Genomic DNA, 15,227 nt, shown 5'->3' with positions numbered 1-15,227 from the left:
CAACATCCGAGGAGAATCGTTGCCGTGAACCTTGACCACTGGCCGCCTGGCCTGCCGCAGCGCCTGCTGCTGCCCGAGACATCGCTGTACTACAACCTGGAAGTGGCGGCCACGCGCTATCCGCAGCATCCGGCGATCGTCTATTACGACAGCACGTTGAGCTATGCCGAGCTGAAGCGACAGGTCGACGTGCTGGCCGGCTGGTTGCAGGCGCATGGCGTGGGCAAGGGCGACCGCGTGGCGCTGTATCTGCAGAACAGCCCGCAGTTCGTGATTGCGTATCACGCCGTGCTGCGTGCGGACGCAGTGGTGGTGCCGATCAATCCGATGAACCTGCGGGACGAGGTGCGCCACATCGTCGCCGACAGTGGCGCAAAGCTGGCGATCTTCGACCAGGCGCTGGCGTCGACGGTCGTGCCGCTGCTGGGCGATGGCGGTCTGCAGCATTTGCTCGCCGTCACCTATGCCGATTACCTCGACACGCCGACCGACCTGCCTCTGCCCGAGTGCGTGAGCACGGCGCGGATCGCGGTTCCCGGCGCGACGCCCTGGCGGGAGGCACTGGTTGCACGGCTGGTGCCAACGGCACACACGGCCGGCGCCGACGACATGGCGATCATCCCGTATACCTCAGGCACCACCGGCGAGCCGAAGGGCTGCGTGCACACGCATCGCAACGTGATGCAAAACGCGGTCGGCGGCGCCGAATGGTGCCGCATGGCAAAGGACGGTGTGGTGCTGGTATGTCTGCCGATGTTCCACGTCACCGGCCTGCAGACCGGGGTTAACACGCCGGTGTGGCTGGGCGCCACGATGGTGGTGATGACACGCTGGGACAAACGCTGCGCCGCGATGCTGATCGAACGCCATGGCGTCACCGCATGGACCGCGATCCCGACCATGCTGATCGATTTCCTCAACCAGCCCGATCTCGATCCGGACAAGCTGGCCTCGCTGAACCTGCTGACCGGTGGCGGCGCGGCGATGCCGAAAGCGGTGGCGGAAAAGATCCACGCGTTCTGGGGCATTCCCTATGTGGAAGGCTATGGCTTGTCCGAGACGATGGCGCCCACGCATACCAATCCGGTGCACCGGCCAAAGCCGCAGTGCCTCGGCCTGCCGATCAGCAACACCCGCGCGATCGTTGTCGATCCGCTGACCCTCGCGCCGTTGCCAGCGGGCGAGGTCGGCGAAGTGCTGGTCAACGGGCCTCAGGTATTCCAGGGCTACTGGGGCAAGCCCGAGGCCACCGCGGACGCCTTCGTCGAAGTCGACGGCGTGCGCTATTTCCGCACTGGCGATCTGGCGCGGGTGGATGAGGACGGCTATTTCTTCATGGTTGACCGGCTCAAACGGATGATCAACGCGTCCGGCTACAAGGTGTGGCCGGCCGAGGTGGAGACAATCCTGTACGGCCATCCGGCGGTGCTGGAAGCCTGCGTGATTGGCTACTGCGACGCGCACCGCGGCGAGAGCGTGAAGGCGTTCGTGGTGCTGCGCCCCGGCCAGCAGATGGACGCAACCGCGTTGATCACCTGGGCACGCGAGCACATGGCCGCGTACAAGGCGCCGCATGCGATCGAGTTTGTGCAGCAACTGCCGAAGTCCGGCACCGGCAAGGTGATGTGGCGCGCGCTCCAGGAGCACGAGCGCACCGCGACCGCTTGAGAGACTGAGAAAAAAATTGCCCGCCTACTGGGAACCTCGAATAACCGCCCTTTTGCTCGTCATTGGGGTTTTTTCGAGGTTCCCTACTGCGACCGCCGCCGGCACGGGCAACTGGCGACGCTCTCGCTACGGCGGCCTGGCTATTTCACAGCCGCTGAGTTCCGCCTTACGCAGGACCCACCTGACGGAGAGATCGACGATGGCATCGACGCAACGCCGCGGCTGGGACTGGGGTCCCTTCACGTTACGCCTACCGCTCTATCACACGCACCTGCAGTGGCCGGAGTTCCTGCAGGGCCTGCTGGTGGCTACCGCCACCGGGCTGGCGGTGGCGCCGATCCTGACCGGCTATTTCGGGCTGAGCTTCGAGCAGGCGGTGGCCTGCACCATGCTGCAAAGCTTCGTGCTGGTGTCGGCGCTGTACGTGTTCGGCGAGCCGTATGCACCGGACTGGAACACGGCTGCGCTGCTGCTGGTGATGGCCTTCGTGTTCAGTCATTACGCCGGGCCGGTCGAGCGCTTCCAGGCGATGACTGCCTTGTCGAGCGCCTTCGCGACGCTGGTCTTCGTGCTGGGCGTGAGCGGCCTGGGCAGGCGCCTGATGCAGTGGCTTCCAGCCACGCTCAAGGCAGCGATCATCTTCGGCGCGGCGATCGCCGCGTTCGAGCAGGTGTTCTTCGACGAAGCCAATCGGTTTCTGCTGCAGCAGCCCATCTCGACTGCAGTGGCCTGCGCCATGTGCCTGGTGTGCGTGTTTTCGCTGCCGCTGCAGAAGCTGCGCGCTGGTCATCGCGGCCTGGCATTGCCGGCGGCGCTGGCCTGCCTGCTGCTGGTCGGCCGCGAGCAGCAGCAGGCACCGGCGATCGCCCCGCTGGCCGAAACGGAGGCCTGATCCGCATGTACCGGAGCCACCCATGAACGCGCGCGACAACTACCGCCACTTCCTGCCGCTGGCCACGCGCTGGAAGGACAACGACATCTACGGCCACGTCAACAACGTCGAGTACTACAGCTACTTCGACACGGTCATCAATACCTGGCTGATCACGCAAGCCGGGTTGGACATCCAGCATGGCACGCTGATCGGCGTGTGCGCGGAATCGCATTGCCGCTTCCTCGGCGAGATCGCGTTCCCGGAAACCATCGAGGCCGGCCTGCGCGTGGAACACCTGGGCAACTCCAGCGTGCGCTATGGCATCGGCCTGTTTCGCCAGGGGCGCGACGTGCCGGCGGCCGAAGGCTGGTTCGTACATGTCTTCGTCGATCGCGCCGAACGCCGTCCGGTGCAGCTGCCCGCGACGATGCGCGCCGCGCTGGAGACGCTGAAGGTGGATCTGCCATGAAGGTGCGTGCGGCGGTCCTGCGCGAAATGGGCTGCGCCACGCCGTATGCGCAGTCGCGCCCGCTGGGTATCGAGACGGTGGAGCTGGCGCCGCCGGGACCAGGCGAGATCTGCGTGCGCGTGCTGGCTGCCGGCCTGTGTCATTCGGATCTGTCGGTGATCGACGGCTCGCGCCCGCGGCCGTTGCCAATAGTGTTGGGCCACGAGGCCGCCGGCGACGTGGTGACGCTGGGCCAGGGTGTGACCGACTTCGCAGTGGGCGATCGCGTGGTGTTCTCGTTCGTGCCAGTGTGCGGCCACTGCGAGCCGTGTTCGGTGGGACGCCCGGCGTTGTGCGAGCCGGGTGCGCAGGCGAACGCGGACGGCAGCCTGCTCGGTGGCGGACGGCGTTGGCACGACGCCGCGCACAAACCGCTGCTGCATCATCTGGGCGTTTCGGGATTTGCCGAGTACACGGTGACCTCGGCGCGCTCGGCCGTGCGCATCGACCGCGAGCTGCCGCCAGACATCGCCGCGCTGTTCGGTTGCGCGGTGATGACCGGCGTGGGCGCGGTGTTCAACACCGCGCGGGTGGCACCGGGCGAGAGCGTGGCGGTGTTCGGCCTCGGCGGCGTCGGACTGGCGGCGTTGCTTGGCGCGCGGGCGGCGTCGGCCTATCCGCTGATCGCGGTCGACGTGGTCGAGGAAAAGCTGGTGCTGGCGCGCGAGCTCGGCGCCGACTTCGCGATCAACGCCAAAGATCCGGACGCCGTCGCCGCGATCCGCGAACTCACCCGCGGCGGCGTGCAGCACGCGATCGAATCGGTCGGCAACGAGGAGGTGCTGGCGCAGGCCTACGCCGCCACCCGCCGCGGCGGCACCACCGTGACCGTGGGCCTGCCTGCGCCCGGACGCATGTTCAGCGTGCCCGCGGTGAGCCTGGTGGCGGAGGAGCGTACGGTGAAGGGCTCCTACATGGGCTCGGCGATTCCCCGCCGTGACATCCCGCGTTACGTGGCGCTGTATCGCCACGGCAAGTTGCCGGTCGACCGTCTGCTCTCGCATCGGCTGACACTGGATGAGATCAACCAGGGTTTCGATCGCCTGCGGCTGGGCGAGGCGATCCGTCAGGTGGTGATGTTCGCCGACTGAACAGGCGCTCAGCCGTGCAGCGAGCCACCCACCGGCAGCGCGGCGCCACGCATATGCTTGTGTTTGAAGAAGATCGCAAACAGCAACGCCACCACCAGCGAGTACAGCGCGAAGGTGGTCCAGAATGCCGTGCGAGTCCTTGCTGCCATCGGCCTCGGTGAACCAGTGATCGATGATCAGGCCGCTCAGCGAACTGCCCAGCACACCGCGCCTACGCCATGAGGGTCGGCAGGGATTCGCCCAATAGCTGGCAATCTCAATCCTAAGTGCCGTTTTCTTTGGGAAATCGGTGCAAAGACCTTGCGGTTTACGCGCCATGACGTGGGATTGAATCCTACGCTTCGGGTTGAGGGTCAGCACATGCGCACCACACAACAATTCAGCATCACTGGCGAAGCTGGTCAGTTGCTGTGGCGAAGATGGGCAGGTGGCTGGCGCTTTGCAATCGACGGAGCTGGATGGCTGCACACACTATGCCGCTAAGACGGATGACATTCGTTCCTTCATCCGACAGGTAAAGTGTTGATCCGAAAGGATGTGCACAGACTTGCACGCAAAGTCTGTGTCTTGGGGTCATCAAAGACACAAACTATGGGGCGCTAAAACGTACGGACTATGGACTTCAGTCCACAAGGTCAGTCGAGGTCTGGCGCTTGCGCGTCGCCCGGCTGAGCGCGTGCGCGGGCCAGCGTGAATTCGATGAAGGTGCTCGCCGCCAGCGTCTGGTACCGATTTGGCATGTAGAGCATGAACATCTGGGTACCAAAGATGCTCAGACGCCAGCGGTCCAGCGTGGTCACCACGTCGCCGGACAGCACGCTGTCGCGCACCACGTAGTCGGGCACCAGCCCGACACCCAAGCCGGCCAGGATCGCCTGGCGGAGAAACGGAAAGTGCTCCGAGATCAGCGTCGGCTCGAGTGTCACCTCCTGCCGTTCATCGCCGAGGTAGGCCGACATGCGCAGTTGGCGGCCGATCACGCCCGAAGTGATCAAGGGCACGCTGCGCAACTGCTCGATCTCGACCGGCAACCCCGACGACTCGGCATACGCGCGCGACGCGCAGGCCAAGTAGCGCACGCGCCCGAGTTCGCGCGCCACCAGCGTCTGCGGCGGTTCGGCCATGACACGGATCGCGATGTCGACCTCGTCGCGCAACAGGTCATCGACGCGGTTCTCGAACCGTACCTCGAGCACGATGCCGGGGTACAGTCGCTTGAAGTCGATCAGCCAGTCGCTCATCACCATCTGGCCATAGCCGCTGGGCACACTCAGTCGGATCCGGCCCGAGAGCGTGTGGCCCAACGCCGACACCGATTCGCGCGCCGCGAGCAATTCGTTCTGGATGCTGCGGCCGTGCTGGTACAGGCGCAGACCGATCTCGGTCGGCTCCACGCGCCGGGTCGTGCGCCGCACGAGCTGCATGCCGACCGAACGCTCGAGCTGGTTCAGGTGGTAGCTGACGTTGGCCCGGCTCATCTTGAGCGTGCGCGCCGCCTCACTCAGATTGCCGGCATCGAGGATTTCGACGAGCAGGGTCAGTGAGGAGAGGTTCATGCCATGTGTCCAATAATATTGAACAGTCTGTCAATCATCGCGAATATTGTCAAACATATTGCGACGCGATAAGGTGCTCGCCAACTTACAGTCGGAGAGACACCACGTGGCCGTCATACTCATCGAACGCCACGGCAAGGTGCTGGTGGCCACGATCGACAACCCGCCGGTCAATGCGCTCGCATCCGCAGTGCGGCGCGCCTTGGTCGAGGCGGTCGAGGCAGCCGAAGGCGATAGCGAGGTCGCCGCACTGCTGATCGTCGGCGCCGGCCGCGGCTTCAGTGCCGGCGCCGACATCCACGAATTCGGCCAGCCGCCGCAATCGCCGCCGCTGCCCGAGGTCTGCAACCGCATCGAAGCCTGCGCAAAGCCTGTCGTCGCCGCGATCCACGGCACTGCGCTCGGCGGCGGGCTGGAGCTCGCGCTCGCGGCCCACTACCGGCTCGCAATCGCAGGTGCCAGGTTGGGCATGCCCGAAGTGCAACTCGGCCTGCTGCCCGGTGCCGGTGGCACGCAGCGCGCGCCGCGCCTGATCGGCACGCCGGCCGCGCTGGATCTGATGCTGAGCGGCCGCGCCATCGGCGCCGACGAGGCACTCGGGCTCGGCCTGATCGACCGCATTGGTGGCGGCAGCGGCGCGCTGGCCGAGGGCTTGGCCTACGCGCTGGAGCTCGTGGCATCGGCCGCACCCGTGCGGCGCACGCGCGACGCCAGCTGCGCGCCGGCCGACCCGGCGAACCAGCGTGTCGCGATCGGTGCAGCGCGTGCCGACAGCGTCAGAAAATCACGAGGCCTGTTCTCGCCGGCGAAGATCATCGACGCCGTCGAGGCCGCGCTGGAACGGCCCTTCGACGAGGGTCTGCGCTTGGAGCGCGAGCTCTTCCTGCAATGCGTCGACAGCCCGCAGCGCCAAGGGCTTATCCATGCGTTCTTCGCCGAGCGCGAAGTGGCCAAGGTGCCGCGGACGCAAGCTGCGACGCCACGCGCCCTGAGTTCGGCGGGCGTAGTCGGCGGCGGCACGATGGGCGCCGGCATCGCGGTGGCGATGCTCGACGCCGGCCTGCCGGTGACGATGGTCGAGCGCGACGCCGAAAGCCTGGCGCGCGGCCGCGCCAACGTGCAGAAGGTCTATGACGCGCTGGTGGCCAAGGGCCGCATGAGCGCCGACGCTCGCCGCGCGCTGATGGCGCGATTGGCCGGTGCGACCGCCTACGACGCGCTGAGCCAGGTGGACATCGTGGTCGAAGCGGTGTTCGAAGACATGGCGGTGAAGAAGGCGGTGTTCGCCGAGCTCGACCGCGTCTGCAAGCCCGGGGCGGTGCTGGCCAGCAACACCTCTTACCTCGACATCGAGCAGATCGCGGCCGCCACGTCGAGGCCGCAAGACGTGCTGGGCCTGCACTTCTTCTCGCCCGCGAACATCATGAAGCTGCTGGAAATCGTGGTGCCAGCCGGGGTCGGCGCCGATGTCGTCGCCACCGGCTTCGAACTCGCCAAGCGTCTGCACAAGGTGGCGGTGCGCGCCGGCATATGCGACGGCTTCATCGGCAACCGTATCCTGGCGGTCTATCGCCTCGCAACCGACCACATGATGGAAGACGGCGCGTCGCCGTATCAGATCGACCGGGCAGTCCGCGACTTCGGCTACCCGATGGGGCCATTTCAGGTCTCCGACCTGGCCGGCGGCGACATCGGCTGGGCCACCCGCCAGCGCCGCGCCGCCGCGCGCGACCCGCGCGCACGTTACGTGCAGATCGCCGACCGGCTTTGCGAGCACGGCTGGTTCGGCCAGAAGACCGGGCGTGGCTGGTACCGCTATGCCGAGGGCGCGCGCAGCGGCAGCGAGGATCCCGAGGTGCTGGCCATCGTTGACGCCGAGCGCCGGCGCGCCGGCATCGCGCCGCGCCCGTTCGACGACGACGAGATCGTGCGCCGCTACATGGCCGCGATGGTCAATGAGGGCGCCAATGTCGTGCACGAGCGCATTGCGCAGCGCCCGCTCGACGTCGACGTGGTCTTCCTGTCGGGCTACGGTTTTCCGCGCCATCGCGGCGGCCCGATGAAGTACGCCGACATGGTGGGACTGCCCCAGGTGCTGTCCGACATCCGCGAGTTCGCAAAGCAAGACCCGCTGTTCTGGCGGCCGTCGCCGCTGCTCGTCGACCTGGTCGAGCGCGGCGCCAATTTCGACAGCCTCAACACGAAAGCCTGATCATGCGCGAAGCCGTCATCGTCTCCACCGCCCGCACGCCGCTGACCAAGGCGCACCGCGGCGAATTCAACATCACGCCGGGGCCGACGCTGGCCTCGTTCGCGGTGCGAGCCGCGATCGATCGAGCACGCATCGACCCCGCGCTGATCGAGGACATGATCCTCGGCTGCGGCTATCCCGAGGGCACGACCGGCCGCAACGTCGCGCGCCAGACCATCATCCGCGCCGGGCTGCCGATCGCGATCGGCGGCACGACGGTCAACCGCTTCTGCGCGTCGAGCCTGCAGGCGATCGCCTTTGCCGCCGGACGCATCGTCGTCGACGGCGCGCTCGCCATGATCGCCGGCGGTGTCGAGAGCATCTCACACCTCCGCACGCGCGAAGACGGCGACAGCGGCATCGACCCCTGGATCGCCGAGCACAAGCCGGCGCTGTACCTATCGATGATAGAAACGGCCGACATCGTGGCCGAGCGCTACGGCATCGGCCGTGAGGCGCAGGACCAGTTCTCCGTCGAGAGCCAGCGCAAGACCGAGGCGGCGCAGCTCGCCGGCCGCTACCGTGACGAGATCGTCCCCGTCACCACCACAATGGCAGTCAAGGACAAGGAGACCGGCATGGTCTCCAAGCGCGAGGTCACGGTCGATGCCGACACCTGCAACCGGCGCGGCACGACCTACGAATCGCTCGCGAAGCTCAAACCGGTCAACGGCCCCGACAAGTTCATCACCGCCGGCAACGCGTCGCAACTGTCAGACGGTGCGTCGGCCTGCGTGATGATGGAAGCCAAGGAGGCCGCCCGTGCCGGCGTCACGCCGCTCGGCGCGTTCCGAGGCCTCGCGATCGTCGGCTGCGAGCCCGACGAGATGGGCGTCGGTCCGGTGTTCGCCGTGCCCAAATTGCTGGCGTGCCACGGCCTGAAGGTCGATGACATCGACCTGTGGGAACTCAACGAGGCCTTCGCCTCGCAGGCCATCTATTGCCAGCAGCGGCTGGGCATCCCCGCCGAGCGGCTCAACGTCAATGGTGGCGCCATTTCCATCGGCCACCCTTTCGGCATGACCGGCGCGCGCCAGGCCGGCCACGTGCTGATCGAGGGCAAGCGGCGGGGCGCGAAGTACGCGGTCGTGACGATGTGCATTGCTGGCGGCATGGGTGCCGCCGGCCTATTCGAGATCTACTGAGCGAGGCCCCAATGGACCTGACATTCACTACCGAAGAAGGGGCGTTCCGATCCGCGGTGAGGGCCTTTCTCGCTACCGAACTGCCGGCGCGCCTGGCCGACATGGTGGCAACCGGCAAGCGCCTGACCAAGGCCGACATGCAGCAGTGGCATGCCATCCTCAACGCGCGCGGGTGGCTGGCCAACCACTGGCCCGAGGAACACGGCGGTCCGGGCTGGAGCGCGGTCGAGAAGTTTATCTTCGAGCACGAGTGCAGCCTGGCGGGCGCACCGCGCATCGTGCCGTTCGGCGTCAACATGCTGGGGCCGGTATTGATCAAGTACGGCAACGAGGCGCAGAAGCGCCGCTGGTTGCCGCGCATCCTCGACGGTTCGGACTGGTGGTGCCAGGGCTATTCGGAACCCGGCGCGGGTTCGGACCTGGCCTCGGTCAAGACGACCGCTGTCCGCGATGGTGACCACTATATCGTCAACGGCCAGAAGGCCTGGACCACGCTCGGCCAGCACGCGAACATGATCTTCTGTCTCGTTCGCACGTCCAAAGGCAGCAAGAAGCAGGAGGGCATCAGCTTCTTGTTGATCGACATGACGACGACCGGCGTCGAGGTGCGGCCGATCATCACGCTCGACGGTGAGCATGAGGTCAACGAGGTATTCTTCAACGACGTGCGCGTGCCGGTCGAGAATCTGGTCGGCGAGGAGAACAGCGGCTGGACCTACGCCAAGTACCTGCTGACCTACGAGCGCACCAATATCGCCGGCGTCGGCCTCTCGGTCGCTGCGTTGGAGCGCTTGAAGCGCATCGCCGCCACGCAGAAGAAGAATGGCTGCCCGCTCGCCGATGACCCGTTCTTCGCAGCGCGTCTGGCGAGGGTCGAGATCGAGCTCGATAACATGAAGACAACCAACCTGCGCGTCATCGCAGCCGTGGCCGGCGGCGGCGTGCCCGGCGCCGAGAGCTCGATGCTGAAGATTCGCGGCACCGAGATCCGGCAGGAGCTGTCGTCGCTGACGCGGCGCGCGATGGGCCCGTATGCGCAGCCCTTCGTGGCCGAGGCACTCGAAGAAGGCTTCGCCGGCGAGCCAGTCGGGCCGGCCGATGCGGCGAGCGCGGCGTCGCAGTACTTCAACAACCGCAAGCTGTCGATTTTCGGCGGCTCCAACGAGATTCAGCGAAACATCATTTCCAAGATGATCCTGGGGTTGTGACATGAACTTCGAACACACCGAAGACCGCCGTATGCTGGAGGATTCGCTCGGCCGCTTCGTCAAGGAGCAGTACGGCTTCGAAACACGCGACAGGATCGCTCGCTCTGCGCAGGGCTACAGCCCCGAGATGTGGCGACAGTTCGCCGACCTGGGCGTGATCGGCGCGCTGTTCACCGAGGCCAACGGCGGCTTCGGCGGCGCGGGCTTCGACATCGCCGTGGTCTTCGAGGCGCTCGGCCGCAGACTCGTCGTCGAGCCCTTCCTCGGCAGCGCGGTGCTCGCCGGCGGCGCGATCGCTACGGCGGGCAGCGAGGCGCAGCGGGTGCTGCTGGCCGAGATCATCGGCGGCACCTGCATCGCCGCGTTCGCACACAACGAGCCCGATGCGCGCTACGAACTCACGCACGCGCAAACGCGCGCTGAACGCGCCGGTGATGGCTGGGTGCTAAACGGCGCGAAGGCGGTGGTCCAGCAAGGCGAAAGCGCCGATCTCTTCGTCGTGTCGGCGCGCAGCGCGGGTGCCATCGACGACGAGGCGGGCCTGTCGTTGTTCCTGGTACCGGCCAAGGCCGTGGGCGTGTCGCTGCGCGGCTATCCCACCATCGATGGCGGGCGCGCGGCCGAAGTCGCGCTGCACGGCGTGCGGCTCGGCGCCGACGCGCTGCTCGGTGTTGCCGGCGCAGCCTTCGCGACGATCGAGAAGGTGGTCGGCACTGGCCTGCTGGCGCTGTGCGCCGAAAGCCTAGGCGCGATGGACGCGGCCAAGGAGGCTACGCTCGAACACCTGCGCACGCGCAAGCAGTTCGGTGTACCGATCGGCAGCTTCCAGGCGCTACAGCACCGCATGGCCGATCTGCTGCTCGAGATCGAGCAGGCACGCTCGGCTGTGATCAACGCCGCTGCTGCGCTCGATGCTGACCGGGTGACGCGCGAGCGCGCGCTATCGGCCGCCAAGTTCACGATCGGCCGCGCCGGCACACTGGTCGCCGAAGAAATCATCCAACTGCATGGCGCCATCGGCATGACTTGGGAATTGCCGCTCGCCCACTACGCCAAACGGCTGGTGATGATCGACCACCTGTTCGGCGACGAAGACCATCACCTCGAGCGCTACATTGCCTTGGGTCGAGGGTGAAGCGGTGACCACCAGCAATGCAACATCGGCGCACCCAGGCACCCCCCCGTTTGCCCCACCTTTCTCCCCATCGTTCCCGGTGTGCAGCATCGACGACGTGCATCGACTTGAACAAGTACCGCTGGCCGAGGCGCTGACAGTGCGCAGCACTTACGAGATCTTGCGCAACTCGGCAAATGCTTTCGCAGACAAGACGGCGTTGACCTTTCTGCGCAGTGGCGACCCAGACGACGCCCCGATCCGGTGGTCGTACGCCGTCCTGCTGGCAGGAATCCACCAGACCGCCAATCTGCTGCACACGCTCGGCGTGCAGCCCCACGACGCCGTCGCTGTGCTGCTGCCGGGGTGCCTCGAGTACCACCTCGCACTTTGGGGCGGTGAAGCGGCGGCGATTGTCCAGCCCCTGAATCCCTTGCTCGGTGACCAGAAGCTCGCCTCGCTGATGCGAACTGCCGGCGCGAAGGTGCTGATTGCCTATGGGTCGGATCGGGAATCGGAGATTTGGGCCAAGGCGATGCGCGTTCGCGATCTGGTCCCTACGCTGACCCACGTACTGCGCGTCGCCCCGCACGACGAGCTGACGGGCGCAGTAGGTGTCCTGTCTGACGGCATCTTGGACTTCAACGCGGCGCGCGCGCTCGAACCCGACGACCACCTGGTCAGCCAGCGCAACATCGCACCGACCAACATCGCTGCCTACTTCCACACCGGCGGCACCACGGGTGCGCCCAAGCTGGCCCGGCACAGTCACGGCGCCCAGGTCTTCACCGCCTGGGCAAGCGTCAAGCTGCGGGGGGAACGCGCCTCCGACGTCACCATCAACGGCTATCCTCTGTTCCATGTCGCGGGTGTCCTGCCCTCGTCGCTGGCGGCGCTGTCGGCCGGAGTCGAGACCGTGATCCCGACCCCGTCGCTGCTGCGCAATCGTGAAGTCCTGGCCAACTACTGGCGGCTGGTCGAGAAATACCGTGCCACCACGCTATCCGCGGTTCCGACGGTACTAGCGGCGCTGGCCAACGTGCCCCTGGCGGGCGCCGACATCTCGTCGCTGCGCTACTGCCGCTCCGGCGCCGCGCTGCTGCCGCCGGAACTGGCCACCCGGTTTGAGCGTTTGTTCGGCCTGCACGTGCACGAGAGCCTGGGCATGACCGAGATGGCCGGCATCTCGACGATCACGCCGCCGGGGGTCCACGGGCCGGCGAGTTGCGTCGGCTTTCCGCTGCCCTATGCACGACTGCGTATCGTCGAACTCGACGCGACGGGCGGCGCCACGGAACGCGACCTCCCGGCTGGCGAAACCGGCATGGTGTTGTTCAAGTCACCCAACCTGTTCTCGGGTTTTCTGGACCCCGAGGACAACGTCAACGCCTTCACCGCCGACGACTGGCTCATCACCGGCGATCTGGGCTGGCTCGATGGCGAGGGCCGGCTCAACCTGACGGGCCGCTCCAAGGACTTGATCATCCGCAGCGGCCACAACATCGATCCCAAGGCAATCGAGGACGCGATCGGGGCCCACCCGGCGGTGCAAATGTGCGCCGCGGTGGGGGCGCCCGACGCCTATGCCGGCGAACTGCCGGTGGTCTTTGTCACCCTGGTGCCCGGCGCGTCCGTCAGCGAGGCCGAGTTGCTGGCCTTCGCCGCGCAGCGGGTCGATGAAGCGCCGGCCAGACCGAAAACGGCCACCATCATCGACACCATGCCGGTGACCAACGTCGGCAAGATCTACAAGCCCGAGCTTCGCTTGTTGGCCGCGCAGGCCGTGGTCACAAGTCTGGTCGCCCAGGCGTGCCACGGAGTCGGCGTCGCGCAGACCCGGCGCCCGCCTGTGATGGTGACGCAGCCTCACGACATCAGCGTTATGCTCGAGCGCGATCAGCTCGGTGCACAAGCAGATGCACTGTTCGAGCACCTGCGCCTTTGCCTCGCGAGCTTACCCATCAAGACAGAAATTCGCTGGGCCTGAAGGTCGGCCCGTACGTTATCCAACCGTGAGAAAGACACCCATAAAGAACTCCTTCGTCCACCGCACCGTCCGTCGGCAGTTGTCGGCGATCGCCATGCCCTTTGGTTTGGTCGCCCAGGCGCAGACCTTGCCCACCAAGCCGATCCAGTTCATCGTGCCCTTCCCCGCCGGTGGAACCGCCGGCATGGCGCGCGCGTTGCTGGCCGAGAAAATGGGGCCTTGACTGGGCCAGATCATCATCGTCGACAACAAGGCTGGGGCGGTCGGGGCTCATGGAACCGACATGGTGGCCAAAGCGCCGCCCGACGGACACACCCTGACGGTCTCGCTCAGCACCTCGCTGCTGATCAACCAGTTTTTGTTCAAGAATCTGCCCTACAACCCGTAGCGCGACCTGGTCATGGTGTCGCAGATCGCCACCGCGCCGATCGTCCTGCTGGTACATCCCGGCGTGCCGGTCAACACCGGGCCTGAACTGTTCAAGTACATGGTGGCGAACAAGGGCAAGCTGTCTACGGCTCCTGGGGCATCGGCTCAATCCAGCACTTACACTTAGCGGGCATGAAGGACAGCAAGGTCATCGTCGCGATCAACAAGGACCCCGAGGCGCCAATCTTCACCGTCGCCGACTACGGGCTCGAGGCAGACCCTGTTCACCGCGGTGCCGGAACTCGTCAAGGCCCTCTGAACCAGACCGTGTTCAGTTCCGGGGTATCGTAGGCTACCGATAGAGGTGTTGATAATGGTGGACGGCTTGCCAGACAGTGATGTGATCGCCAAGCTGGCCTTGGACTATCCGTTCGAGGCACCCCCGGCGCGTGGACGCTCCATCGAGGTCGCCCCCGGCGTGCACTGGATCCGCATGCCGCTACCTTATGCGCTGGACCATATCAACATCTGGGCCATCGACGACAACGACGGCTGGGCCCTGGTCGACACGGGGGTGCGCACCGACGAGACCGCGCTGGTCTGGCGCGAACTGTTCGCCAACGCGCCGGACGATCGCCCGCTGACCCGGGTCTTCGTCACGCACATGCACCCCGACCATGCCGGCATGGCCGGGTGGTTGACACGCAAGTTCGGCGTGCGACTTTGGATGACACGGCTCGAGTACCTGACCTGCCGCGTGATGATCTCGGACACCGGGCGCGAGGCGCCGCCCGAAGGTGCCGATTTTTATCGCCGGGCCGGCTGGAGCGTCGCGGCGATCGAGACCTACCGGGCACGCTTCGGAAATTTTGGCAGGCATATCCATGCACTGCCCGACAGCTATCGCCGCCTGCGCGATGGCGAAGAGCTGCGAATCGGCGCACACATCTGGCACGTCGTCGTCGGCAACGGACATTCGCCGGAGCATGCCTGCCTTTACTGCCCCGAGCTCAAGCTGCTCATCTCCGGCGATCAGGTCTTGCCGCGCATCTCGTCCAACGTCTCGGTTTACCCTATCGAGCCGGACGCCGACCCGATGAGCGACTGGCTTGCCTCGCTGGACAAGCTCAAACGCGAAGTGCCTGACGACGTGCTGGTGCTGCCGGCGCACAACGACTGCTTTCGCGGGCTGCACGCACGGATTGACTCGTTGGCACGCGGGCAAGACCGTGCACTGGAGCGCTTGCGACGCGCGCTGGTGCAGCCCAAGCGCGCGGGCGATGTGTTCAGCGCACTGTTTGCCCGCGGCATCAGCGAGAGCGATGTGGCCCTGCTGAGCATGGCCACAGGCGAGAGCATCGCGTGCCTGAACTATCTGATGCACCGGGGAGAAGTCACACGCGCGATTGGCTCCGATGGGGTGGCCTGGTATACGTCCTGTTGAGCAGCGCTATGC

At 66.2% G+C, this 15,227-nt stretch carries 15 protein-coding genes and 1 pseudogene; 14 read left to right on the top strand and 2 right to left on the bottom strand.

Features of this window, described 5'->3' with window-relative positions:
- Window positions 1–24: 24 nt before the first annotated feature.
- From LRK53_RS10575 to LRK53_RS10560, 4 genes are all read left to right on the top strand, one after another.
- Complete coding sequence (locus LRK53_RS10575; protein ID WP_221174229.1) at window positions 25–1,668, top strand: long-chain-fatty-acid--CoA ligase; 1,644 nt, start codon at window positions 25–27, stop codon at window positions 1,666–1,668.
- A 199-nt stretch (window positions 1,669–1,867) separates the two neighbouring features.
- Window positions 1,868–2,560 carry a hypothetical protein gene (locus LRK53_RS10570; protein ID WP_051257635.1) on the top strand — a complete coding sequence of 231 codons (693 nt, stop codon included), beginning with the start codon at window positions 1,868–1,870 and terminating at the stop codon, window positions 2,558–2,560.
- Window positions 2,561–2,582: 22 nt separating this feature from the next.
- A complete protein-coding gene (locus tag LRK53_RS10565; protein WP_027493718.1) occupies window positions 2,583–3,011 on the top strand; it encodes an acyl-CoA thioesterase in 429 nt (142 codons plus the stop codon).
- Window positions 3,008–4,141, top strand: a complete 1,134-nt coding sequence (locus tag LRK53_RS10560) for a zinc-dependent alcohol dehydrogenase family protein (protein WP_027493717.1) — start codon at window positions 3,008–3,010, stop codon at window positions 4,139–4,141. The genes LRK53_RS10565 and LRK53_RS10560 overlap by 4 nt, the downstream gene beginning before the upstream one ends.
- A gap of 8 nt (window positions 4,142–4,149) precedes the next feature.
- On the opposite strand, the gene LRK53_RS10555 is transcribed toward LRK53_RS10560, so the two are convergent.
- Together LRK53_RS10555 and LRK53_RS10550 are read right to left on the bottom strand one after the other, a co-directional pair.
- Window positions 4,150–4,290, bottom strand: a complete 141-nt coding sequence (locus LRK53_RS10555) for a hypothetical protein (RefSeq protein WP_185754705.1) — start codon at window positions 4,288–4,290, stop codon at window positions 4,150–4,152.
- A 486-nt stretch (window positions 4,291–4,776) separates the two neighbouring features.
- Window positions 4,777–5,697 carry a LysR family transcriptional regulator gene (locus LRK53_RS10550; protein WP_037090342.1) on the bottom strand — a complete coding sequence of 307 codons (921 nt, stop codon included), beginning with the start codon at window positions 5,695–5,697 and terminating at the stop codon, window positions 4,777–4,779.
- A 106-nt stretch (window positions 5,698–5,803) separates the two neighbouring features.
- On the opposite strand from LRK53_RS10550, the gene LRK53_RS10545 reads away from it, so the two are divergent.
- From LRK53_RS10545 to LRK53_RS10505, 10 genes and pseudogenes are all read left to right on the top strand, one after another.
- Window positions 5,804–7,909: a 3-hydroxyacyl-CoA dehydrogenase NAD-binding domain-containing protein gene (locus tag LRK53_RS10545; RefSeq protein ID WP_235642055.1), complete on the top strand. Its 2,106-nt coding sequence runs from the start codon at window positions 5,804–5,806 to the stop codon at window positions 7,907–7,909.
- Between the two features lie 2 nt (window positions 7,910–7,911).
- The gene (locus LRK53_RS10540; RefSeq protein WP_027493716.1) at window positions 7,912–9,093 is read left to right on the top strand and encodes an acetyl-CoA C-acyltransferase; all 1,182 of its coding nucleotides are present in this window, start codon (window positions 7,912–7,914) and stop codon (window positions 9,091–9,093) included.
- Window positions 9,094–9,104: 11 nt separating this feature from the next.
- On the top strand, window positions 9,105–10,301 hold the full coding sequence (locus tag LRK53_RS10535) for an acyl-CoA dehydrogenase family protein (RefSeq protein WP_027493715.1): 1,197 nt from the start codon (window positions 9,105–9,107) through the stop codon (window positions 10,299–10,301).
- 1 nt (window position 10,302) lies between these two features.
- Window positions 10,303–11,436, top strand: a complete 1,134-nt coding sequence (locus tag LRK53_RS10530) for an acyl-CoA dehydrogenase family protein (protein ID WP_027493714.1) — start codon at window positions 10,303–10,305, stop codon at window positions 11,434–11,436.
- Window positions 11,437–11,440: 4 nt separating this feature from the next.
- On the top strand, window positions 11,441–13,402 hold the full coding sequence (locus LRK53_RS10525; RefSeq protein ID WP_027493713.1) for an acyl-CoA synthetase: 1,962 nt from the start codon (window positions 11,441–11,443) through the stop codon (window positions 13,400–13,402).
- Between the two features lie 25 nt (window positions 13,403–13,427).
- Window positions 13,428–13,625 carry a hypothetical protein gene (locus tag LRK53_RS10520; protein WP_051257634.1) on the top strand — a complete coding sequence of 66 codons (198 nt, stop codon included), beginning with the start codon at window positions 13,428–13,430 and terminating at the stop codon, window positions 13,623–13,625.
- A 60-nt stretch (window positions 13,626–13,685) separates the two neighbouring features.
- Window positions 13,686–13,790: a hypothetical protein gene (locus tag LRK53_RS19435; protein ID WP_425504501.1), complete on the top strand. Its 105-nt coding sequence runs from the start codon at window positions 13,686–13,688 to the stop codon at window positions 13,788–13,790.
- 12 nt (window positions 13,791–13,802) lie between these two features.
- Entirely contained in the window at window positions 13,803–13,958 is a 156-nt protein-coding gene (locus LRK53_RS19430; protein ID WP_185754696.1) for a tripartite tricarboxylate transporter substrate-binding protein, read from the top strand.
- A pseudogene (locus LRK53_RS10510) lies at window positions 13,913–14,090 on the top strand (electron transfer flavoprotein subunit alpha/FixB family protein); the annotation flags it as partial. The gene LRK53_RS19430 and the pseudogene LRK53_RS10510, both read left to right, overlap by 46 nt.
- A 54-nt stretch (window positions 14,091–14,144) precedes the next feature.
- Window positions 14,145–15,215, top strand: coding sequence for an MBL fold metallo-hydrolase (locus LRK53_RS10505; protein ID WP_051257633.1), 1,071 nt, complete (start codon window positions 14,145–14,147; stop codon window positions 15,213–15,215).
- The last annotated feature ends 12 nt before the right edge of the window (window positions 15,216–15,227 follow it).

This window comes from Rhodanobacter thiooxydans (genome assembly GCF_021545845.1).
Classification (GTDB): domain Bacteria; phylum Pseudomonadota; class Gammaproteobacteria; order Xanthomonadales; family Rhodanobacteraceae; genus Rhodanobacter.
The sequence above is the reverse complement of the archived record's forward strand: the minus strand, read 5'-3'. Positions and strand labels throughout refer to the sequence as shown.